The 22064-nt window shown below is 68.2% G+C and carries 18 protein-coding genes and 1 tRNA gene; 10 read left to right on the top strand and 9 right to left on the bottom strand.

Annotated features, from left to right (window positions below; all coding sequences use genetic code 11):
* Nucleotides 1–22: 22 nt before the first annotated feature.
* From AC1DYP_RS15275 to AC1DYP_RS15265, 3 genes are all read right to left on the bottom strand, one after another.
* Nucleotides 23–1270, bottom strand: coding sequence for an MFS transporter (locus AC1DYP_RS15275; protein ID WP_477047039.1), 1248 nt, complete (start codon nucleotides 1268–1270; stop codon nucleotides 23–25).
* Between the two features lie 150 nt (nucleotides 1271–1420).
* The gene (locus tag AC1DYP_RS15270) at nucleotides 1421–2710 is read right to left on the bottom strand and encodes an SGNH/GDSL hydrolase family protein (protein WP_477047038.1); all 1290 of its coding nucleotides are present in this window, start codon (nucleotides 2708–2710) and stop codon (nucleotides 1421–1423) included.
* 20 nt (nucleotides 2711–2730) lie between these two features.
* Entirely contained in the window at nucleotides 2731–3813 is a 1083-nt protein-coding gene (locus AC1DYP_RS15265; protein WP_477047037.1) for an alpha/beta hydrolase, read from the bottom strand.
* 357 nt (nucleotides 3814–4170) lie between these two features.
* Here AC1DYP_RS15265 and AC1DYP_RS15260 point away from each other — a divergent pair, with 357 nt between their 5' ends.
* Together AC1DYP_RS15260 and AC1DYP_RS15255 are read left to right on the top strand one after the other, a co-directional pair.
* A complete protein-coding gene (locus AC1DYP_RS15260) occupies nucleotides 4171–4494 on the top strand; it encodes a DUF485 domain-containing protein (protein ID WP_477047036.1) in 324 nt (107 codons plus the stop codon).
* Nucleotides 4491–6203 (top strand): cation acetate symporter, encoded by a 1713-nt coding sequence (locus AC1DYP_RS15255; protein WP_477047035.1) that lies wholly within the window; start codon nucleotides 4491–4493, stop codon nucleotides 6201–6203. Before AC1DYP_RS15260 ends, AC1DYP_RS15255 begins: the two co-directional genes overlap by 4 nt.
* Before the next feature lie 287 nt (nucleotides 6204–6490).
* On the opposite strand, the gene AC1DYP_RS15250 is transcribed toward AC1DYP_RS15255, so the two are convergent.
* Nucleotides 6491–7186 carry a response regulator transcription factor gene (locus AC1DYP_RS15250; protein ID WP_477047034.1) on the bottom strand — a complete coding sequence of 232 codons (696 nt, stop codon included), beginning with the start codon at nucleotides 7184–7186 and terminating at the stop codon, nucleotides 6491–6493.
* Nucleotides 7183–8343, bottom strand: a complete 1161-nt coding sequence (locus AC1DYP_RS15245) for a sensor histidine kinase (RefSeq protein WP_477047033.1) — start codon at nucleotides 8341–8343, stop codon at nucleotides 7183–7185. The genes AC1DYP_RS15250 and AC1DYP_RS15245 overlap by 4 nt, the downstream gene beginning before the upstream one ends.
* Nucleotides 8344–8774: 431 nt before the next feature.
* On the opposite strand from AC1DYP_RS15245, the gene AC1DYP_RS15240 reads away from it, so the two are divergent.
* The 5 genes from AC1DYP_RS15240 (at nucleotide 8775) to AC1DYP_RS15220 (ending at nucleotide 15975) form a co-directional block, all read left to right on the top strand.
* On the top strand, nucleotides 8775–9752 hold the full coding sequence (locus tag AC1DYP_RS15240; RefSeq protein ID WP_477047032.1) for a DUF3313 domain-containing protein: 978 nt from the start codon (nucleotides 8775–8777) through the stop codon (nucleotides 9750–9752).
* 145 nt (nucleotides 9753–9897) lie between these two features.
* Nucleotides 9898–11421, top strand: coding sequence for an efflux transporter outer membrane subunit (locus AC1DYP_RS15235; protein ID WP_477047031.1), 1524 nt, complete (start codon nucleotides 9898–9900; stop codon nucleotides 11419–11421).
* Nucleotides 11418–12569 (top strand): efflux RND transporter periplasmic adaptor subunit, encoded by a 1152-nt coding sequence (locus AC1DYP_RS15230; protein ID WP_477047030.1) that lies wholly within the window; start codon nucleotides 11418–11420, stop codon nucleotides 12567–12569. The genes AC1DYP_RS15235 and AC1DYP_RS15230 overlap by 4 nt, the downstream gene beginning before the upstream one ends.
* Nucleotides 12566–15631 carry an efflux RND transporter permease subunit gene (locus AC1DYP_RS15225; RefSeq protein WP_477047029.1) on the top strand — a complete coding sequence of 1022 codons (3066 nt, stop codon included), beginning with the start codon at nucleotides 12566–12568 and terminating at the stop codon, nucleotides 15629–15631. Before AC1DYP_RS15230 ends, AC1DYP_RS15225 begins: the two co-directional genes overlap by 4 nt.
* Complete coding sequence (locus tag AC1DYP_RS15220) at nucleotides 15628–15975, top strand: hypothetical protein (protein WP_477047028.1); 348 nt, start codon at nucleotides 15628–15630, stop codon at nucleotides 15973–15975. Before AC1DYP_RS15225 ends, AC1DYP_RS15220 begins: the two co-directional genes overlap by 4 nt.
* 17 nt (nucleotides 15976–15992) lie before the next feature.
* On the opposite strand, the gene AC1DYP_RS15215 is transcribed toward AC1DYP_RS15220, so the two are convergent.
* The 3 genes from AC1DYP_RS15215 to AC1DYP_RS15205 all read right to left on the bottom strand — a co-directional run bounded on the left by AC1DYP_RS15215 (nucleotide 15993) and on the right by AC1DYP_RS15205 (nucleotide 18548).
* Nucleotides 15993–16069, bottom strand: a tRNA-Arg gene (locus tag AC1DYP_RS15215).
* A gap of 70 nt (nucleotides 16070–16139) precedes the next feature.
* Complete coding sequence (locus AC1DYP_RS15210; RefSeq protein WP_477034580.1) at nucleotides 16140–17456, bottom strand: NCS2 family permease; 1317 nt, start codon at nucleotides 17454–17456, stop codon at nucleotides 16140–16142.
* A gap of 3 nt (nucleotides 17457–17459) precedes the next feature.
* Nucleotides 17460–18548 (bottom strand): purine nucleoside permease, encoded by a 1089-nt coding sequence (locus AC1DYP_RS15205; protein WP_477047027.1) that lies wholly within the window; start codon nucleotides 18546–18548, stop codon nucleotides 17460–17462.
* 219 nt (nucleotides 18549–18767) lie between these two features.
* On the opposite strand from AC1DYP_RS15205, the gene AC1DYP_RS15200 reads away from it, so the two are divergent.
* Complete coding sequence (locus tag AC1DYP_RS15200; protein WP_477047026.1) at nucleotides 18768–19664, top strand: 5'-methylthioadenosine/S-adenosylhomocysteine nucleosidase; 897 nt, start codon at nucleotides 18768–18770, stop codon at nucleotides 19662–19664.
* A gap of 137 nt (nucleotides 19665–19801) precedes the next feature.
* Here AC1DYP_RS15200 and AC1DYP_RS15195 read toward each other — a convergent pair whose 3' ends face one another.
* Nucleotides 19802–20764 (bottom strand): ABC transporter ATP-binding protein, encoded by a 963-nt coding sequence (locus AC1DYP_RS15195; RefSeq protein WP_477034577.1) that lies wholly within the window; start codon nucleotides 20762–20764, stop codon nucleotides 19802–19804.
* A 122-nt stretch (nucleotides 20765–20886) separates the two neighbouring features.
* On the opposite strand from AC1DYP_RS15195, the gene AC1DYP_RS15190 reads away from it, so the two are divergent.
* Complete coding sequence (locus AC1DYP_RS15190; RefSeq protein WP_477047025.1) at nucleotides 20887–21171, top strand: zinc-finger domain-containing protein; 285 nt, start codon at nucleotides 20887–20889, stop codon at nucleotides 21169–21171.
* 15 nt (nucleotides 21172–21186) lie between these two features.
* Nucleotides 21187–21618, top strand: coding sequence for an acyl-CoA thioesterase (locus tag AC1DYP_RS15185; RefSeq protein ID WP_477047024.1), 432 nt, complete (start codon nucleotides 21187–21189; stop codon nucleotides 21616–21618).
* The last annotated feature ends 446 nt before the right edge of the window (nucleotides 21619–22064 follow it).

The raw sequence follows: 22064 nt of genomic DNA, 5'->3' as shown, positions 1-22064 counted from the left end.
GCGACGGCCAGAGGCCAGGCGCTCACCGCTCGGGGGGCGCCTGCGGCGCGGCGTAGTCTTCGCTGTCGCGCTCGGCCAGCCGAACCCGGGTCGGCTCGACAAGGGCGTTGACCCCCGCCAGCACCGCGAGCAGGGCGGCGAAGGCCGTGGCGAGATAGAGGCTGTATCGGGCGTCGCCCATCAGGTCGCTGAGCGCGCCCATCGCCAGCGGCGCCAGCACCGCGCTCGCGCAGGTGAAGAACAGCAGCAGCCCGGCGATCTCGCCGTGCTGGGACTTGGCGAAGCAACTGATCCCCTTGGAGTTGATGGTGGGATAGAGCACGGACATGAACAGGCCCGACAGCGGCAGGGCGACCGCGGCGACGCCGCGCGGGCCGATCGCGCTGGCCAGGAAACAGACCAGCACTCCGCCCGTGCACAGGGCCAGAACCAGCGACCAGCGCAGACGGGAGAGCAGCCAGGCCCCCAGGAACCGTCCCGCCGCGCGCAGGACAAAGAAGATCGACACCACATAGAGGGCGAACCAGGCCGCGCCGCCCTCATATCCGCTCAGATAGGTCGGCGCCCAGACGTACACAGCCGCCTCCGCCGCGACGTAGAGCATCAGCGCGGCGCTGAACCCCAGGGCGAAGGGATCGCGCAGTAGGCCGAGGGTCTGACTCAGCCGAGGCTGGCGATCCTTGGCCTGGACCGGCGCGCGGGGATATCGGGCCACCGACGCGGCCAGCACCAGCAGGCCGCAAAGCCCCGCGGCGATGACGTAGAGCCACTTCCACTCCGCGCCCGAGGCCAGCAGCTTGGCGACGATGAACGGCCCGATGATCGCCCCGACGCCGAAGAAACCCTCGACCGTATTCATCGTCGCCGCGTGCTCGCGCGTGGATCCGGAGATGTCGCCGATCAGCGCCAGGGCTCCGGCCTTGAACACGCCGATCCCCACGCCGGAGACGAACAGCAGACCCACGAAGAACAGGAAGTCATGGCCCGCGGCAAACAAGGCCGAAGACGCTCCGAAAAGCACGAGCCCAGCGATGATCGTCCATTTGCGCCCAAAGCGATCGGCCAGGAAGCCCAGCGCCAGCGCCGAGATGGAGATGCCCGACATCGTGGCGTATTGGAACGCGCCGCCGGCCGTCATCCCCAGCGAGAACTGCTTGATCACCTGGGGAATGATCACGCCGACCGAGTCGGTCGTCATCGCGAACATCGCGAACATCAAATAGGTCAGAAGCTTTAGGAGCCGCTTGTCCCTGGAAGCCGGCCCGCTCATGACCCGGCCTTCCAACGATCTTGGCCGAGTTGGCCGATCGCCAACATCTGGTCAGGCGCGCGCCTGCGCTCGCAATGTTCCACGGTATCCTCCTTGGCCGGCGCCCGCGCTGCCGGCCGAACAAATCACCTGGCGCGACGCCAGTCGCCGTCAGTGCTCGAAGGGCGCCAGATCAATCGACGCACCCATGGCCTCAGTGCCCGCGTCGTTGGGATGGATGTGATCGCCAGGATCGAACGCGGACCGCAGGCGGCCCGGCTGGGCCGGATCGCGCACCGCCGCGTCGAAGTCGGTCACCGCGTCGAAGCGGCCGCTGGTGCGGATCCAGCGGTTGACCGCCTGGCGCATCGCCTCGGCCTGCGGCGTGTACAGCCACAGTCCCTCGAAGGGCGTGATGGTCATGCCCATCACCTTGACGCCGTGCAGGTGCGCCTTGTCGATGAACTGGTTGTAGCCGTCGATGATCTGCTCGGCGGTGGTGTGTTCGGCGGGAGGCGAGCCTGGGATCACCGTCATGTTGATGTCGTTGACGCCTTCCAGCAGCGCCACCCAGCGCACGCCGGGCCGGCTGAGGACATCACGATCGAACCGAGCCAGGGCGCTGGAGCCCGCGCCGTCGCGGAGAACGCGGTTGCCCGAGATCCCGACATTGATGACGCCCCATCCCTGGGTTCTGGGATCGGCGCGAAGACGGCGGTCCAGAACCTCCGGCCAGGTCCTGTGCGCGCCCGGCGTCGTGGCGAACCCATCGGTGATCGAGTCGCCGAAGGCGACGATCACGCCTTTTGGGTTGTCGGCCAGGACTTCCACGCCGGCGAGCCAGAAGTAGGATCGCACGGTGTTGGGCGCGTTCAGCGTGAGCGCGGCCGTGGCGTCGCCGCCGACGATATAGGTCGGGTTCAATCCGACCGGGTGCACGGTCAGGCCTTCGGTCTTGCCGGGCACGTACAGCGACACGGCCAGTTCCTGGCCCGCGTCGACGGCGAGGGGCGCGGGATCGCTGACGAGCATCGCGCCGGGCGGGATCGTCACCGACGTCTTGCCGCCGAAGGTGACGGACCGGTCGCTGCCCGGGACAATGCCGGACCCCGCACCCCTGAGCGCGACGTGGGTCGCCCCGATGACCAGAGGCGGACGGCCCTGGGCGTTGGAGAGCTGAAGGCGAACGGCCTTGCCGCCCAGGCTGGTCCGCACGACCATGCGAACGGTCTGGTCCGCCAGGTTGTCAGGATAGGGGATGATCGGCGGCGGCGTCTTGGCCATCGCCTTCAGGACGCTTTCGGGGGGCGGGGGCAACTTGACGACGGGCATGGGCGCCAGCTCCAAGGCCGTGCCCCAGCTGCTGACCCAGCGCTCCGCGCTCCGGGTCTCGGCGGCCCGGCCGGCGGTCGCGCTCAGGAGCGTTGCGACGACGGCGGCGGTGACTAGCGGTTTCCACATGTCTTGCACCCTGATTCAACCTAGCGGGAGAGCATCTTGTCGAAGAAATCGGCGATGACGTCGTAGGCTTCGCGGGACTCCGGCAATTCTGAATTATAGATAAAGCCATGAAAGAGCCCGTCCCAGACATGCAGTCGGGCGTCCACCTTGGCCTTCACCAATTGATTGTGAGAATAGGTCGCCGCGCTGAACTCCATGGATCGCGTACCGGTGATCAATAGGGTCGGCGGAAAGCTTGCGAGAAGTTCTGGAGATACTTCGGGATAGGCTCGCGCATCGGTGTCGGTCACCTCGCTGAGATAGGCGAAGTCCATGCCGCCGCGGGGCCGTCCATCGCTCGAGGCGGGCGGGGCTGGAAACCCGTTCAGCGGACCGGCCAGAAAGGCGGCGTCACCGCTGACCAGCTTTCCCAAAGAGGCGCAAAGGACGCCGATGGCGCCGGGGCGCGGCAGGCCGTGGGTTCGAAACCAGCCGATCGACTGACCGGTCAGCATGCCGCCGGCCGAGCAGCCGTAGACGCCGATCTGCGAGGGTTTGTAGGTTTTGAGCACCTCGGCGTAGACGGCGGCGATATCCTCGGTCGCGGCGGGAAACTTGGCCTCGGGGCTCATCCGGTAGTCGATGCTGATCACCTTGACGCCCATCCTGGCGGCGATGGGGATCGACTCCGCGAGCGCGGCGGTATGGGCGCCCGACAGGAAGCCGCCGCCATGGATGTTCAGCAGAACCCTGTGCGCGTTGCCCGGCGCCACGCCCTTGGCCGGCGTGACCACGTCCGTGAGGATTCCACCGATGCGCCGCGCCTCGACCTTCACGGCGTAGCGCCGCCGCATCGGCTCCAGAAACGTCTCCATGATCTGGTCCTGGTGGCGACGATAGCCGCCGATGTCGGCGGTGGCGCTGGGGCCGCCGGCGAACGGTCGATCGACCAGAAGGTGGCGAACATAGGCTTGCGCCTCGGGGCTGGTGCGGTCCGAGAGCGGAACCGTGACGCCGTCCAGCCTCACCGATCCCTGAGCGTCGGGGGCCCCGGCGAAGGCGACGCCGGCCAGGGGGAAGGCCAGCATCGCCCCGACGGCGGCGGCCACGGCTTTTCCGATCATTGGGCGATTTCCAGTGCACGCTTCGGCGAAAGGGACGGCGTCGGCGTTCGGGTCGCGGCGACCCGCGGACGGCGTCGCGGACGACGATGTTGGAACGACGCTTTCTAGGCGGGGCGGGCGGTTTCGCCCGGCGTTCGGCGCACGGGATGCGCCGGTGTCGAGCGCGCGGCGCGGCGTGGTGATCCATGAATTTTCGATGCCGCCCTCCCCTCGCGCGCCCTGGCGCCTGGACGCCTTCCTCTGTGAGAAGGCTGTCCTGCCAGGACTGCATAATCCTATTTGGCGGACCTGTGCAATCGTTTGCTTAAAATGACCCGGTCGGGCTACATCTCGCCCAAAGGGCAGGGAGGAAGCCTCATGAACGATGCGCGCATGCCGGAAGAGCTGTTGGCCAGGGTGCTGAGCGACCCTCAGTTTCAGTCGCTCGTTCAGCGACGCGGCCGGTTCCGCTGGCTGCTGACGGCTTTGATGCTGACGGCCTATTTCGGCTACATCGGCCTGATCGCCTTCGACAAGTCGGTCCTGGCGCGCAAGGTCGGCGGCGGCGTGATGTCGGTGGGCATCCCCGTAGGTCTGGCCCTGATTGCCTTCACGGTCGCGCTGACGGGCATCTATGTCGTCCGCGCCAATGGCCAGTTCGACCGCCTGACCCGCGAGATCGTCGAAAGGGTCTCGCGATGAGCCGCCGCGGAATGTGCGCGGGACTGGCGGGCCTCGCCGGCCTGGCCGTCGCCGGCGCGGCGGCCGCCGCGGGCCTTGAGGGTCAGGCCGAGCGCCAGCCGCTGAACTGGACGGCGATCGCCATCTTCGCCGGCTTTGTCGCCCTGACCCTGTGGATCACCGGGTGGGCGGCGAGCAGAACCAAGACCGCCTCGGATTTCTACACCGCCGGCGGCAAGGTCACCGGCTTCCAGAACGGCCTGGCGATCGCCGGAGACTTCATGTCGGCCGCGTCGTTCCTCGGCATCTCGGCCCAGATCTTCACCGACGGCTATGATGGGCTGATCTACTCGATCGGGTTCCTGGTGGGCTGGCCGATCCTGATGTTCCTGATGGCCGAGAAGCTGAGAAACCTCGGCCGCTTCACATTTGGCGACGTGGCGTCCTACCGCTTCGCCCAGGCCCCAGTGCGCGCCTTCGCCGCCTCCAGCACGCTGATCGTGGTGATCTTCTACCTCATTGCCCAGATGGTCGGCGCCGGGCAATTGATCCAGCTGCTCTTTGGCCTGCCCTATCGATACGCGGTGGCGGTCGTTGGCGTGCTGATGATCCTCTACGTCCTGTTCGGCGGCATGACCGCCACGACGTGGGTGCAGATCACCAAGGCGGTTCTGTTGCTCGGCGGCGCGAGCTTCATGGCCTTCATGGTCATGGCCTCCGTGGGCTTTTCGCCTGACGCGCTGTTCGCCCAGGCCGTCGAGGTGAAGACCCAGCTCGCCGCCAGGGCGGGAGCCGATCCCCAGGAGGCCGCCCGGCTCGGCGGCGCGATCATGGGTCCAGGCGGGTTCTTGAAGGACCCGGTCTCGGCCATTTCCTTTGGCATGGCCTTGATGTTCGGCACGGCCGGCCTGCCGCACATCCTGATGCGCTTCTTCACCGTTCCCGACGCGCGCGAAGCGCGCAAGTCCATCCTCTGGGCAACGACCTGGATCGGCTATTTCTACGTGTTGACCTTCATCATCGGCTTTGGCGCCATCGTCCTGGTGGCCAGCGACCCGGCCTTCCTCACCCCGGCGGGCGGGTTGCGCGGCGGCGGCAACATGGCCGCCATCCATCTGGCCCAAGCGGTCGGCGGCAACCTTTTCCTGGGGTTCATCTCGGCGGTGGCCTTCGCGACCATTCTGGCCGTCGTGGCGGGCTTGGCGCTGTCTGGCGCCTCGGCCGTCTCCCACGATCTCTACGCCACGGTGTTCAAGCGCGGCGCGGCCGCCTCGCGCGACGAACTTCGCGTTTCGCGGGCCACCACCCTCGTCCTGGGCGTCGTCGCCGTCCTGATGGGGATCGTCTTCGAAAAGCAGAACGTCGCGTTCATGGTTTCGTTGGCGTTCGCGCTGGCGGCGTCCGGCAACTTCCCGGTCTTGCTGCTGGGCTTGTTGTGGCAGGGATGCACCACGCGCGGCGCCGTCATCGGAGGGTTTGTCGGCCTGACGACCGCGCTGGTGCTGATGGTCTTGTCCCCGTCGATCTGGGTCACGGCCTTGGGCCATGCAAAGCCGATCTTTCCCTTCACCTCGCCGGCCCTGTTCTCGATGACCGCCGGGTTCGTGAGCATCTGGCTGTTCTCGATCCTGGATCGCAGTCCTCGCTCGGTCCTCGATCGCGCCGGCTTCGACGAACAGCTGGTTCGCTCAGAAACCGGCATCGGCGTCAGCGCCGCGGTCGACCACTAGGCCTTGCCGCATCGACCTTTCGGCCGGGTCGGATTCCAGGGCGTCGCCGACGGGGTGCTGCAGGCGGCAAGCGCCGTCGAGCGGTCGCCGGCGCAGAAGGGGCGGCCCCGCAGGAGCCGCGGAACGCGGCGGGACCAAACACGGCCGGCGGCTCTCAATAACGGGGGCGTTGCGGGGGCCGCCCTGCTCGAAGGGGTCGAGCCAGACGCCAGCGGCTCGCGCGCAAGGGAAGGACTCCCCCTCGCCATCACATCGACCAGCCTCGGGATCAAAATTCCCGCAACCCCTCAGGCGGACGTCACCCCGTCTTCCGAGGTGATCACCACCATGTAACCCAGCCCGCGCAAGGCTCGGATGGAAACGTGCGCGCCGATATCCGTCAGCTTCCGGCGCACCCTGTGAACGTGAACCTGGATGGAATTGTCGGTGAAGTCCGCTTCCAGCGAGTGGAGACTTTCGCCGAGTTGGGCCTTGGTGATCACCCGGTCTGGCGCACGCAGGAACCGCTCCAGGACGACGCTTTCGCATCGCGACAGGCTGGCTTGCCCGCCGCCGACCGAGAGTTCCCGGGCCGCGCTGTCGTAAACGACGTCACCATACCGGATCACCGCATCGGCCAAGGGAAGCGGTCGCCGTCCCAAGGCCCTCAACCGCGCCACAAGCTCCTCGATCGCGAAGGGCTTGACCAGGTAGTCATCCGCGCCGGCGTCCAAGCCGCGCACGCGCTCGCCGATGGTCCCCAGGGCGGTGAGCAGGAGCACGGGCGTGGATAATCCCGAAGCGCGCGCGCGAGTCAGCAGGTCGAGTCCGTTTTCCTCCGCCAGCATGATGTCGAGGATGACGACGTCATAGGGCGCCACCTGCAAGGCATGCCACCCGTCCTCCGGTGTTTCGAAGAGATCGACCGCGAACCCCATTCGGGTCAGCGACTTCCGGGTCGCCTCGCCGAGCTTGGCGTTGTCCTCGATGAAGAGCACCTTCATGCGTGTCCAACCTGGTGGACGGCGGTCAGCGCCACGGCTGGCGACGTCGAACGGGGCCATAGGCCCGAGGCGCGCAGCCTGTATGCGTTCGCATGCGCCGCATTCCCACGCTCGGAGAAGTCCAGGACGAACCGCGCCCCGACGGGCGAGGGCGCCAGTCGCACCTCGCCGCCATGGAGCATCATCACGCGGTCGACAATGGAGAGCCCGAGGCCCGCCCCGAAACCCTGGGCGTCGGCCTTGCTGAACCTTCGAAAGAGCCGGTCCTGAAAACCTGGCGGCACGCCGGGTCCGTCGTCGCTGACGACGAGTTGGCCGGAGGGATCGATCGAAACCGTGACTTCGCTGCCGGGCGGGGTGTGGCGCATGGCGTTCTCGAGCAGATTGCGGAGCGCAACTTCCACTAGGCCCGACGATCCATAGCAGTCCCAGCGCTCGTGAGCGCTTTCGAAGGCGACGTCTCGACCGCTCGCCAGGATGGCGCCGGCCATCTCGCTGGTGAGGATCCGGGCCATTTCGACCAGGTCGAAGGGACCCTTGCTTGCCTCCTCGCCGCTGTCCGCCTCCGCCAGGGTCAGCAACTGGGCGATCAGGCGCGAGAGGCGGTCGAACTCCTCGATGGCGTCCTTCCGCTCTTCCGGCTCGAGCAAGCTTTCGACCTGCGCGCGCAAGGTCGCCAAGGGCGTCCGTAGTTCGTGCGCGGCGTTTGCCGAGAATTCCTGTTGAGCGCGCCATCCGGCCTCCAAACGGTCGAGAGCGGCGTTGAAGGCGGTCACGAGGGGCGCGATTTCCCTGGGGGCCGAACCCAAGGGCAACCTTTGGCTGATCGTGGCGGGCCCGATGCTGGCGGCGCGCTCGGATATCTTCCGCAGCGGCTGTAAGCCAAGATGCAACGCGGCCAGGACGCCCACCATCATCAGCAACACAATAAAGGCGAGCACGGACAGGATTTCGTTCGCCTCGCGGGCCAGTCGACCCACGTCCAAACGCTCCGCGAGCGGCAGTTTTCCCCCGTCTGGATCGATGCCCAGCACCTGGACCGCAATGAACGCCGCCGCCATGACCAGGACGACCGAGGGCAACAAGGCCCAGATCAGAGAACGTCCGCTTCTCTGACGGCCCGGCCTGTGGTCCAGAATCTCCAAGCGGATGGACATGATGCGTCTCCTGACAACGGGACCTGCGATGGATCGCCGCCCCGCACGCCGTCCTGACCGACCAAACTTTCACGAACCTTTCGCCCTGGTCCATGCGTAGGGCGACAGCAAGTTGGCGAGCTGATCGCGACATTTGCGGGACGACGCGAGGATGAGCGGTCGTTTGGCTTGGTTACGGCTCCGCGACATAGCCCGGAGTTCCCTTGGGCCGCACTGGTCCTAGGGCGCCAACTGTCTCGGTACGTCACCCTCTTGGGGCCTTCCCGGCGCGACGATACGACGGCGCCAGGAAGACCGGCCCTCCTATCTTGGACGAGCGAGATAGCGTCGCCWGCAAGGCGAGGCGCGCTGACGCGGCGGTTATTTGTGACCTGAAAGGTTGGCGAAAGATTGGGGCTCAAGGTTGCGGTCGGGGCCAAACGGAGACCGACATGCATCTTAAGTCTAGCGATAGCGCTCAATCGCTAAAATCCCCGATCCCGGCAGGTAACCCGCTGGGCTATTGTGTGATTTACAGCTTCCACAGGGAAAAATTTATTGGGCGAAGCGGTCGCGTCGAGGGGGGGCGGCCCCTGGTGGCGGCCTGCGCCTTGGTCCCGTTGGTGCTCTTGGCGGCCTGCGCTTCGGCGCCGACGACCCGCAGCGGATCGCTAACGTCGTATGAAGGCCTCGCGCCCTCGGACGGCGTTCAAACAAAATCGCAGCTCCTGGTGAACAAGGACAACGTCCTGGCCGCGAAGACCGTGCGAATTGCGCCCACGCGCTTCGCGCACGACATTGGGTCGGGTCTTTGGGAGAAGGATCGCGAGCTGGTCGCCAATCGGGTCGATCGCGCTCTGTGCGAGGGGTTGAGCAAGCGACTTGATGTGGTTGACCCGGTTGGCCCCGCCGATCTGAGCGTGCAGGCGACAATCACCCACCTCGGAACGACGAACAGGCTGGCGGCGGGCGCCTCTCTCGTCGTGGGTTTTGTTCCCTCGGCGCTGAGCAGTGTTCCGGGGCTCAGTCCACGCGTCCCGTTTGGGGTGGGCAGCCTCACGATCGAGGCCGAGGCGCTGAACCCGGCGGGCACGCAAGAAGCGGCGATCATTTGGTCGCGCGGCGCCAGCTACGTCTTGAGTTCCTCGACCATATCCGAGGTTGGGGACGCCTATCAGCTGGCCTCGGATTTCGGCGGCAATTTCAGCGAACTCCTCACGACCGGGGAAACGCCCTTCGGCGGCATGCCGCGCATGGCGCTCCCCAAGTTTGGCGGCAAGAAGGACGTCGACTGTGACGCCTATGGCCGCGGCTCGGGGGTGGTCGGCTTCGTCGGGGGCAATCTTGGAATGCCTCCGGGCTGGACCGACAAGGGCGCTCAAAAAGGCGCCAAGCCGAAGGGCAAGCCCGCGGAGTCGATCAACCCTTAGCCCGACATCCGCTCGCGGCTGGTCGACTCAATGTCACTAGGCGACGAGGGCTCGCGGCGCGCGGGGGCAAGGGCTCGGCTTGCCGCTCATCAATGACGACAGCCGGGCCCCCTCGATGGGCGTCCCAGGCGAGTAGGACCCTGAAATGCCAAGATGTGTTGCGAGGTTCGCGCTCGCGCCCCTCGCGTTGCTCGGCGCGTGCGCCACCCAGCCTGCATATCAAAGCCCGCCGCTCGTGACGCCCGGCGCCTGGGCGAACGCCGCGGCCGGACCGCCGCTGACGGCTACGCCCACGATTGTTGATCGTGATGGGTGGTGGACCCTGCTCCAGGACCCGGCGATCGACGACCTGGTGGCGGCTGGGCTGCGCGACAACCCAACCCTTGGCGAGGTGGCGGCCCGAGTCGATCAGGCGCGAGCCGCGCTGACGCTTGAACGTGCGCGGCGCCAGCCCAAGGTCGACCTGAACGCCAGCGGCTCGCGGTCGCGGGACGGCGCCGGTTCGGGTGGCGACACCGTACGCCAAACCTCGGCGGGTATCGGGCCGAGCCTGTCGTGGGAACTCGACCTCTGGGGCAGGGTCCGCGAGACGACCCTGGCGGCCCACAGCCGGCTGGATGCGCGCACCGCCGAGGCCGAGGACGCCCGCCTGTCGATGGTCGCGCAAATCGCCGACGCCGTGCTGCGGCTTCGCAGATGCGACTACTCACTCGCCGTCCGCGACCGCGACATCGCCTCGCGCGAGGTGGAATTGTCGATCACCCGCGCCCGCTTGGCCTATGGCGCCGTGGCTCCGGTTGCGGCGGCGGCGGCGCTGAGCAATCTGGCCTCCGCCCGAACGGAGCGAATTGCGCAGCATGAGTCTTGCCTGCGCCTCGTCGATGCGCTCGTCGCCTTGAGCGGCCTAGACGCCGCCGCGATCAGAACCCTGCTGCCGCCCAATCCGACAACGCCGGCCGCTGGCCGGGGGGCGGCGGCCAGCCCCGATTTCGCCGCTCTGACGCCCTCCGCTCCGCCATTTACCCCAACTCTGCCTGCCTCCGTCCTCGCCGTGCATCCCGGCGTCGTGGCGGCCGAGCGCGAAGTGGCCGCGCGATGGTCGCAGATCGGCGTCGCGCGCGCCGAACGGCTTCCCCGTATCAATCTCGCAGCGGCGCTAAGCGGCCAATGGCTGCGGGTCCTCGGCGCCAGCTCGTCCTATGAATCCAACTCCCTCGGGACCGACCTCACCCTTCCGCTGTTCGACGGCGGCGCCGGCGCGGCCAACGTCAAAGGCGCGGAGGCCGGCTACCGCGAAGCCGTCGCGACGCTCGCCTTGACCCTGCGCGCCGCCGCCCGGGATATCGAGGACGCCCTGGCGGCGCAGCAGTCAGCGGCCGCGAGAGTCGAAACCTCGCGAGAGGCGGTCGAGGCGGCGCGGTTCACCTTCAGCGCCAACGAAGCCCGCTGGCGAGCCGGCTCGATCGCCCTCTTCGAACTGGAGGACTCGCGCCGCCAACTCAACCGAGCCCAGGAAGACGCCATCACCGCGGCCACGGACCGGGCTCGAGCCTGGGTCGAACTCGTGCGTCGAACCGGACCGGCGTGGAGGGCTCCTCCAACCCAGCTCGACTCGATCGTCGCCCCAGCGCGGTCGTCGCCAACAAAGACCAGGAACCGACACGGATGACCTTCGCGAAAACCCAGATCGTGGCGATCCGGCGCGCCCCGCGCCACGCCTCCGCGCCGTACCCGCCCCCGCGGAAGACGCGACGCAACCTTATCGGGGCGCTCGCCTTGGCGGCCGTGCTCGGCGTGGCTGGCGCCGCTCTGCTTTTGAAGTCCGGCGGCGCCCCGGCTGCACCGAAGGGCGCTGTCCCGGCGCTGACGGTCACCGTCGGCACACCGCAACGATCGATCTGGCCGATATCCGTGTCGGCATCCGGCGCGATCGCGCCGTGGCAGGAAGCCATCGTTGGAACGCAGATCGGCGCCTATCAGCTGGTCGAGGTGCGGGCCAATGTCGGCGACCAGGTCAGGCGGGGACAGGTGCTCGCCCGGCTCAATCCCGCCTTGCTGCGCGCCGAGGAAGGACAGTTGGTCGCCGCCTACGAGCAGGCCGAGGCCAATCGCAAGCGTGGGCTCGAGCTTCAAGCCAGCGGCGGGATCAGCGAGCAGGACCTGCTGCAACTGGTGACGGACGCCAAGACCTCGGCGGCGCGATTGGCCGCCAAGCGGCTCGAGCTCCAATACACCGCCATCGTGGCGCCCGATGATGGCGTGATCAGCGCAAGGAGCGCAACGCTCGGCGCCGTGGCGCCCGCCGGCGAAGAGCTGTTCCGCCTGATCCTGCGGAACCGGCTGGAGTGGCGCGGTGAGTTGACCGCCGAACAACTCGCCAGGGTGAGCCCGGGACAATCGGCGGTCCTTGAGCTTCCCGACGGCTCCCATGCCGAAGCGATGATCCGCCAGACCGCGCCGTCGCTGAGCGGCTCGTCGCGCATGGGCCTCGTCTATGCCGACATCCGAGCCGCCGGTCCGGCGCGGGCGGGGATGTACGCCAAGGGCGACATCGTCGTCGGCCAGGGCTCAGCCCTGATCGTCCCGGCCGAATGCGTCGTCATCCACGACGGCCGCAGCTACGTCGTGGAGATGACCGACACCACGGAAACCCAGAAGGTCGCCCTGCGCCGGGTGACGGTGGGCCGTCGGCGCGGCGACGCGGTCGAGATCATCGAGGGCCTGAGCGGCGCGGAAAGGCTGGTCCTCCAGGGCGCGGGCTTCCTGGACGACGGCGACATTGTACGCGTCTCCGTGCAGCGGAAGGCTCGGTCATGAACTTCGCCGTCTGGTCGATCCGCAACCCGATCCCCGCCATCCTCCTGTTCGTCCTGCTGACGCTGGCAGGCATTCGCGGCTTCCTCATCCTGCCGATCCAGAACTTCCCGGACTTCGCCCTGCCCACGGTCAGCATCTCGGCCGCGCTGCCGGGCGCGGCGCCGGCCCAGCTCGAGACGGAGGTGGCGCGCCCGATCGAGGACTCGCTCGCCGCGCTCGACGGGCTTGAGCACGTGACCACGTCGATCACCGACGGTCTCGTCAGTATCCAGGCCTCCTTCGACCTGAAGAAGCCGCTGTCTGACGCCCTGATCCAGACCAAGGACGCCGTCGACGGTGTACGATCCGACCTGCCCGATGACCTGCTGGCGCCGACCGTCACCGCCGGGACCGAGTTCGCGGCGGAGCCGACGCTGGTCTATTCGGTGGCCTCGTCGCGGATGAGCGACGAGGAGCTCTCCTGGTTCATCGACGACAAGCTTGCCAAGGCGGTGCGCGCCGTCCCCGGCGTCGGCCGGATCGATCGGGCCGGCGGGGTGCAGCGCGAGGTGCGCGTCGAGGTCGACCCTGCCCGCCTCGATAGCCTGGGCGTGACCGCGGGCGATGTCTCGCGCGCCCTACGGCAGGTCCAGCAGCAGTCGTCCGGCGGGCGCGGGCAACTTGGCGGCGCGGAACAGTCGATCCGAACCGTCGCCCTTGTCGAGCAGGCGTCGGCGCTGGAGACCCTGCCCATACCCCTGTCGGGAGGGCGCCACGTGCTGCTAGGTCAGGTGGCGAGTGTGCGCGACGGCGCCGGCGAGCGCACTCAGGCGGCGTTGCTCGACGGCAAGCCCGCCATCGGCTTCTCGGTCTACCGCGCCAAGGGGGCCGACGACACCAAGGTGGCGCGCGAGGTGGTGGCGGCGTTGAAGCAGCTCGAGGCGCGCGATCCTGCGCTGAAGCTGACCCGGATATCGGGCTCCGTCGAATATACCCGCGAGCAGTACGAGGGATCGATGTCGATGCTCTACGAGGGCGCGATCCTCGCGGTGCTGGTCGTCTGGCTGTTCCTACGGGACTGGCGCGCGACCCTGGTCGCCGCCGCCGCCTTGCCGCTGTCCATCCTGCCCACCTTCGCCGCCATGCAGGTGTTCGGCTTCTCGCTCAACACCCTGACGCTGCTCGCCCTGGCGGTCATCGTCGGCATCCTGGTCGATGACGCGATCGTCGAGGTCGAGAATATCGAGCGGCATCGACGCATGGGAAAACCGATCGTCAAGGCGACCGAGGAAGCCGTTACCGAGATCGCCCTGGCGGTGATGGCGACCACAATGAGCCTCGTGGTCGTCTTCCTGCCGACCGCGCTGATGACCGGCGTCGCAGGCCTGCTGTTCAGGCAGTTCGGGTGGACGGCCGTGATCGCGGTGCTCGCCTCGCTGCTCGTGGCCCGGGTGCTGACGCCGATGATGGCGGTCTACATGCTGACGGGCGACCCACCGCCTGAACGGGCCGATGGAGGGGTGATGCGGTGGTATCTGTCCGCCGTCCGCTGGGGACTCGCCCATCGCAAGATCACGATCGGCGCGGCGACCGCCTTTCTCGTCGGCTCGTTCGCCCTTGTGCCCCTCATTTCAGCCGGGTTCCTGCCCGTCGACAATCGCGGGGAAACCTCGCTGTCGATCGAGCTTCCGCCGGGGACGCCGCTGAGGACGACCCTAGCGGTCGCCGAGGAGACCCGCGCCACCCTGAAGGAGATCGCGGGGATCAAGAGCGTCTTCACGACGGTTGGCGAAGGCTCGCAGGGGATGGACGCCGACGCGGCGGGTGAAGTCCGCCGCGCGTCCCTGACCCTCATCCTCGCGCCAGCCATGGAACGACCGTCGAAATCGCAGATCGAGACCGCCGTCCGATCCGGGTTGGCGACTATTCCAGGCGCACGCTTCACCGTAGGCGGCGACGGCGATGGCAAGCTCGCACTGGTGCTCGCCGGCGACGACGCAAGAGCGCTGAAAGCGACCGCCCAGACCTTCGAGCGTGAACTTCGCAACGTCGGCAGCCTGTCGAACGTCCAATCGACCGCCAGTCTCCAGCGGCCCGAGATCATCATTCGCCCGGACCCGCAGCGGGCCGCTGAGCAAGGCGTCACGGCCGGCGACATCGGCGATGTCGTCCGCATAGCCACAAGCGGCGACTTCGACGCCCAAGTGGCGCGCCTCAACCTCGACAACCGCCAAGTCTATATCCGGACCAGGCTTCCCGACGAGGCGCGCCGCGACCCGAACACCCTCGCTAACTTGCGCGTGCCTGGCCGCGAGGGACCGGTTCCGTTGGCAAGCGTAGCTCATGTGTCGGTCGAGAGCGGACCTTCGAAGATCGACCGGTACGACCGTCAACGCTACGTCACGGTGTCGGCCGACCTGAACGGCATGGCCCTGGGAGACGCCGTGGCGGCGGCGAACGCGCTCCCCTCGATTCGCACCATGCCGTCGAGCGTCGCGCTGAGTCCGGCGGGCGAAGCGGAGTTCGCCGGGGACCTGATCTCCGGCTTCGTCACCGCGCTGGTGGTCGGATTGCTCTGCGTGTTTTGCGTGCTGGTCCTGCTGTTCAAGGACTTCATGCAACCCCTCACCATCCTGTCGGCCATACCGCTGGCGGTCGGGGGCGCCGTCGTCGCCTTGCTGGTGGCCCGCAGCCAACTCAACGTGCCATCGATGATCGGCCTCGTGATGCTGATGGGCGTCGTCAGCAAGAATTCGATCCTGCTGGTCGAGTACGCCATCGTCGGGAGGACGCAGCGAGGCCTGACGCGCTTCGATGCGTTGATGGACGCCTGTCACAAGCGCGCCCGGCCGATCGTGATGACCACCGTGGCGATGATCGCGGGCATGGCGCCGATCGCTCTGGGCTTCGGCGCCGACGCCAGCTTTCGCCAACCGATGGCGATCGCGGTGATAGGCGGGTTGCTGACCTCGACCGCGCTCAGCCTGCTCGTCGTGCCGGTCGTATTCACCCTGATCGACGACTTGGAGCAGCGCCTTCGGAGCACGTTCGGCAGGCATAAGCACGCCGCGGCGCACGCGTGACCAACACGCACATCGGGTTCCTCTTCAACCACGCCCGGATCCATCAGGTCGCGCACAGCCTGCCGATCGCAATCGCCCTGGCGCGCGGCGCGCCTGATGCGGACATCGTGGTCGCGACCACCAAGCCCCGGCTGAGCGCCGAGGTGATCCGCCTGGGCGAGGGACCGATCGGCTCGCGCATCCGTTTCGTCGAGCTTGGCCTGACGCGCTGGTCGAGCCGCGTCCTGGAGGGCGGCTTAGCTATCACTCGCTTGCGCGGGACGAGCGCCGGCGGTGTGGAGCACCGATGTGGAGCAGTTGGGACGGGGCGCGAAAGCCCGGCCAATCCAGCGTTTGATTTATAAGGAGAAATGCCAAAATTTGGCGCACCCGACACGATTCGAACGTGTGACCTTTGCCTTCGGAGGGCAACGCTCTATCCAGCTGAGCTACGGGTGCTTCCGCCTTGCGGAAGCGCGGTCTTAGCCGAAAGGCCGCGCTGGCGCAAACGGGTCTTTGTTGGTTCTGGTCAGCCTTTCGCCAGATAGACGAAGCGGACCACGAACAGCGCCGCCAGGATCAGCAGCAGCCAGTCGCCCTTGCCGATCTTGCCGGTCAGCAGGCGCAGCACCGCGTAGCTGGTGATGCCGAAGGCCAGGCCGTTGGCGATCGAGAAGGTCAGCGGAATGGTGATCAGGGTCAGGAAGGCCGGGATCGCCACGGTCGGATCGGCCCAGTCGACGTCGACCAGCGAGCCGACCATCAGCGCGCCCACCAGGATCAGGGCCGGGGCCGTGGCGGCGGCCGGGATGGCCTGGACGAGGGGCGCGAAGAACAGGGTGACCAGGAACAGGATCCCGACCACCACCGCCGTCAGGCCGGTGCGGCCGCCGGCGGTGACGCCCGAGGCGCTCTCGATATAGCTGACCACGGTGGAGGTGCCGGCGGCCGCGCCCACCATGGTGGCGGCGGAATCGGCCAGCAGGATGCGGTTGAGGCGCGGGATCGAGCCGTCGGGGGCCTGCAGGCCGGCCTTCTTGGTCACCGCGACCAGGGTGCCGACATTGTCGAACAGGTCGACGAACAGGAAGACGAAGATGATCTCCAGCAGGGCCAGGCCAAGGCCGCCCTGCAGGTTGAAGGCGCCCGGCACGTCCATCTTGAAGGCCGTGGCGGTCAGGTCGGCGAGGCTGGAGGTGGCCGGCGCGATCTTGGCCAGGCCCAGGGCCCAGCCGGCGGCGGTGGCCAGCAGGATGCCGATCAGGATCGCGCCCTTTACCCGCCAGGCCTGCAGCACGGCGATCAGGATCAGGCCCATGATCGCCACGGCGGCGGTCGGGGTGGTCAGGTCGCCCAGGGCCACGGTGGTGGCCGGGTTGGCGACGATGATCCCCGCTTCCTTCAGGCCGATGAAGGCGATGAACAGCCCCACCCCGGCCGCGACGGCCGAGAACAAGGGCTTGGGGATGGCCGCGACGATCATCTGGCGCACGCCCACCAGGGTCAGGACCAGGAAGGCCACGCCCGACAGGAACACGCAGCCCAGGGCCACTTCCCATGGCACGCCCATGCCCTTGACCACGGTGTAGGTGAAATAGGCGTTCAGCCCCATGCCGGGCGCCAGGGCCAGGGGGTAGTTGGCGATCAGCCCCATCAGGATCGAGCCGAAGCCGGCGGCCAGGCAGGTGGCGGCGGCCACGGCGGCCACCGGCATGCCGGCCTCGCCCAGGATCGCCGGATTGACCACCACGATATAGGCCATGGTCATGAAGGTGGTGACGCCGGCCAGCACCTCGGTGCGGACGTTGGTTCCGTTGGCCTTCAGGCCGAAGAGGCGTTCGAGCATGGCTTAGCGGCTCCGGCCGGACTTGGAGGCAAGGGGGGCGGCGGTGGGGATTTCGGACGCGTAGCGGTCCCAGTGGTCGGTCAGTTCGCGCACCACGACGCCGCCGACCCGGAACGCGGAGTCGAAACTGGCCTTCAGGCTGTCCTCGTGGAACACGTGGGGCAGGCTGGTCCGCCCCTGCGGCGCGCGCGAATAGTTGCTGCCGGTGCGCAGGACCAGGACGCGCTTGCGGTCGATCTTTCCGGACGCGGCGTAGACGTCGAGCACGTCGAGGATTCCCTGGTCTTCGCAGTCGGTCATGGTGAAGGTTCCGGCCCCGTCGGTCCAGAGCTTGACCCAGTCCCGCGCCCACTGGGTGCGCTTGTGGCCGTGCCAGAAGCGCACCGTGCCCAGGGCGTCGCCCTGCAGCACGAACGGCGGCCGCTGGCCTTCCGGGTCGCCCACATAGGGCGCGCGCACCGCTTGCAGAGCCGGAGAGTCAGGCAGCTTGACGTCGCGGGTCAGGGCGTAGGCCCAGTCGACCAGGCCCCGGTCCAGGGTCCAGACCATGGCGCTGGAGCCCTCGGCCTTGCCCTTCACGTTGGGGCGCTCGGCGTCGTTCGAATAGAGGCCGTAGGGCCAGCCGTCCGGGATCTCGCGGTCGTCGACCTCGTAGATCGGATCGGCGTCGACCACGTAGCGGGCCCAGGCGGCGCTGCCGACCGAGGCGGCGGCGGGATCGACCCCGGCGATGCCGCTGACAATCCAGTAGGCCTTAGAGAGGTCGAACTGGTCCGACAGGATCAGGGCCGCGACGCTCTCGCGCGTGCGGCCGCGCATGTCGCTGACGATGGCCAGGACGCCGTCGTCGGAATAGCGGGCCACGTGGCGGACGCCGGGAATGCGGATCTCGTGCTTCAGCGGCCAGGCCTCGACCCAGGGCTGGAACTCGCCGGCGAAGTCGCCGGTGTCGGCCCCGATCTCGAAGGTGGTGACGACCACCACCTTGATCGGCAGGGGTTTGCCGAGCGAGGGGGCGGCATGGGCCGAGGTCAGGCCAAGGCCGAGCGCGAAGCTCAGCGCCAGGACGATCCGAAACCACAAAGCGCGCATGCCAGGCCCCACCAGAAATCCGGCGGTGAACCTCCACCGATGCGGCCCGCGACGCAATCGGGGATCGCCACGAGCACCGAAGCGGGTTCGCGGTGCGCCCGCACGAGGCGGCGGCGCCCGATCCTTGCCTTTCGCACGGCGAAGACGGCTCGAAGCCTCGCCTCCGGGCTGGGACCGCGGCTAGGGTGCCGGCGAATCGCCCCTGTTCGAAAGCCGCCCATGCGCCTCCTTCTATCTCTGCTGATCCTGGCCTGCGCCCCGCTCCCCGCCCTGGCCGCCGACCTGCTGGACGCCAAGCCGCGCACGGCGGTGATCAGCGCGTTTCCGCCGGAGATGGCGGCGCTGGAGGCGGCGACCTCCGACAAACACGCCTACACGGCCGCCGGCACGCGGTTCGTCACCGGCACGCTGGAGGGCAAGCCGGTGGTGCTGTTCCTCAGCGGCATCAGCATGGTCAACGCCGCCATGACCACCCAGAGCGCCCTGGACCGCTTCAAGATCGAACGGATCGTGTTCTCCGGCGTGGCCGGCGGGGCCGATCCGGCGCTGGAGGTCGGCGACGTGGTCGCCCCCGAGCGCTGGGTGCAATCGTCCGAGATGGCCTATGCCCGCGAGGTCCCCGGCGGCTTCGCCCCGACGCCGGGCCTGACCGACGGCCGCGCGAACTTCGGCATGATGCATCCGCGCGCCGTGACGGTGACCCGCGATCCCGCCAAGCCGGAAGATTTGAAGGAATTCCCAGTCGACCCGGCCCTGCTGGACCTGGCCCGCCGCAGCGTCGAGGGGCTGACCCTGAAGCGCTGCGCCGCCGACCAGTGCCTGACCAAGCCGCCCAAGGTGGTGGTCGGCGGGGTGGGCGGCTCGGGCCCGGTGTTCGTCGACAACGCCGCCTTCCGGCAATACGCCCACGACGTGTTCGGGGCTCGGGTGCTCGACATGGAAAGCGCCGCCGTCGCCCAGGTGGCCTATGTGAACAACACCCCGTTCATCGCCTTCCGCAGCCTGTCGGACCTGGCCGGCGGCGATCCGGCGGGCAACCAGTTCCCGGTGTTCCTGAAGTTCGCGGCGGAGAACTCGGCGACGGTGGTCCGGGCGTTCGTGAAGGCTCTGCCTTAGCGGCGACCACTTGCCCCCTACGGGCCTTCGGCCGTCTTCCCCCAGAGGGGGAAGAGGACGGTGCGCGCGTCCTCCGCCCCCTATGGGGGCGGACAGACCGCGAAGCGGTCAGGTGGGGGCAAGGGGGTGAGCCACGACTACGTCTTCAGCGGATCCTTGGCGTTCGGATCGCCGTAGGTCAGCGACACGAAGACGTCCTCCAGGTCCGGGTCCTCGGTGGCGATGTCCTTGATCTTCAGGCCCTCGGCGCGGACCGCCGCCAGCACCTGCTCCACGCTGGACTGGCCCGTCCTGTACGAGACAGAGAACGCCCCGGCCCCACGCAGCTTGGTCTCGAAGCCCGGCAGCAGCGGCGCGGCCGTCACCGGCTCCTCCGGCGTGACCACCACGTTGCGGATGTCCATGCGGCTCAGCAGCTTGGCCGTCGGCTCGTTCACGACCACCTCGCCGCGATTGACGATGGCGATCTGGTCGCAGAGTTCCTGGGCCTCTTCCAGGTAGTGGGTGGTCAGGACGATGGTCACGCCCAGCTGGTTCAGGCCGGTGACATAGCTCCACAGCTGGCGGCGCAGCTCGACGTCGACCCCGGCGGTCGGCTCGTCGAGGATCAGCACCGGCGGCTGGTGGACCATGGCTTTCGCCACCATCAGGCGACGCTTCATGCCGCCCGACAGCTGGCGGACATAGGCGTCGGCCTTGTCGCCCAGGCCCAGGGCGTTGAGCAGCTCCGCGGTCCGGCGCTCGTTCTTGGGCACGCCGTAGAAGCCGGCCTGCACCTCCAGCGACTCGCGCGGGGTGAAGAAGACGTCGGCGGCCAGCTCCTGCGGCACCACGCCGATGGCGGCGCGGGCGTCACGCGGCCGCTCGTCGATGTCGCGGCCCCAGATCCGCACCGTGCCGCTCGACTTGCGGGTCAGGCCGGCCAGGATGTTGATGAAGGTCGACTTGCCCGCCCCGTTCGGCCCCAGGAGCCCGAAGATCGAGCCGCGCGGCACCTTCAGGTCGATGCCGTTGAGCGCCCGCTTCTCGGGCGCGGTCTTGCTGGCGGGATAGGTCTTGAACAGGCCTTCGGCTTCGATCGCGTACGCGGGCAGGTCCATGGAGCGTCCAGATGTGGAAAAGGAACACGCCGCGCGAATTGACGGCGCCGCGACAGGTCGCATAGGTATGCCTGCATCGCCGCCACGCCAAGGCCGCGTCTGGATTTCAAGGGTTTTCGAACATGGCGCGCAAGGCCAAGACCACCGCTCCCACCGCGATGGAGCCGACTGTCCTGGACGTCGGCGCCGGTCCCGCGCCCGAAACGATCATGGTCCGCTCGCACCGCATCGCTTGCGACGGCGTCGGCGGCGCCCTGGGCCACCCGCGCGTCTGGCTGGAGATGGGCGCGGCCGGCTTCGTCGACTGCTCCTATTGCGACCGCCGCTTCGTGGCCTCGACCGCCGCCGGCCACGACGAGGACGAGCAACTGGCCCCGGGGGTCTACGAAGGCTCCGGCGGCCACTAAGCGGTCCGCGTCTCCATGACTGAAACCGTTCCGACGGCCCAGCGCGCCGAATCCCTGGCCAAGGCCTGGGAGGCCGCCGAGTGGCCGCACGAGGCCCCGGTGCTGCGGGCCATCGCCATGCCGTCCGACACCAACCCCGAAGGCGACATCTTCGGCGGCTGGCTGTTGTCGCAGATGGACCTGGCGGCGGCCTCGATCGCCTTCCACCGCGCGGCCGGCCGCTGCGCCACCATCGCCATCGACGGCATGACCTTCATCAGCCCGGTGTTCGTCGGCGACGAGGTCAGCCTGTTCGCCAAGGTCGTCCACGTGGGCCGCACCTCGCTGAAGGTCGAGGTCGAGGCCTGGCGCCGCCGCCGCGACGGCGAGCAGGCCCACAAGGTGACCCAGGGCGTCTTCACCTTCGTGGCCATCGGCGAGGACCGGAAGCCGCGGCCCCTGCCATAGGCGACGGCTCGGCGCGAAAGCTCCGCCCCCTATGGGGGGCGGACAGGCGGCGAAGCCGCCAGGTGGGGGCAAGTGTTAGCGGGCACGATCTCTCGCTCTCACGCGGAAATCCGCTGAGGTGATGGAAAGGGTCGCGGAGCGCCGGACGACGTCCGGAGATCTTTGAATGAATACCGTTTCGACGAAGCCGACCGCTCCGCGCCATCGTTATCCGCCAGCATCCGGTGGGCAGCCCTGTTGAGGCTTAGCCGGACCCGGTCCCGGTCGTTTCCRACCAGTCCCAGCCGCCGAGGGCGCGGGCCAATGGGCAATACACGCGCTTTRTCCCCGTTCGACGCCGACGGCGGGCGGGCTCCCCAACGACAGGAGTCCCCGGACACGCTGAAGTAACCCCCTCCAGCCCAGTCCCGCTCGATCGCCCCCCGCCGCCGCATCGGTCGCTGGCC

Source organism: Caulobacter sp. P1_D6, from assembly GCF_056406095.1.
The sequence above is the reverse complement of the archived record's forward strand: the minus strand, read 5'-3'. Positions and strand labels throughout refer to the sequence as shown.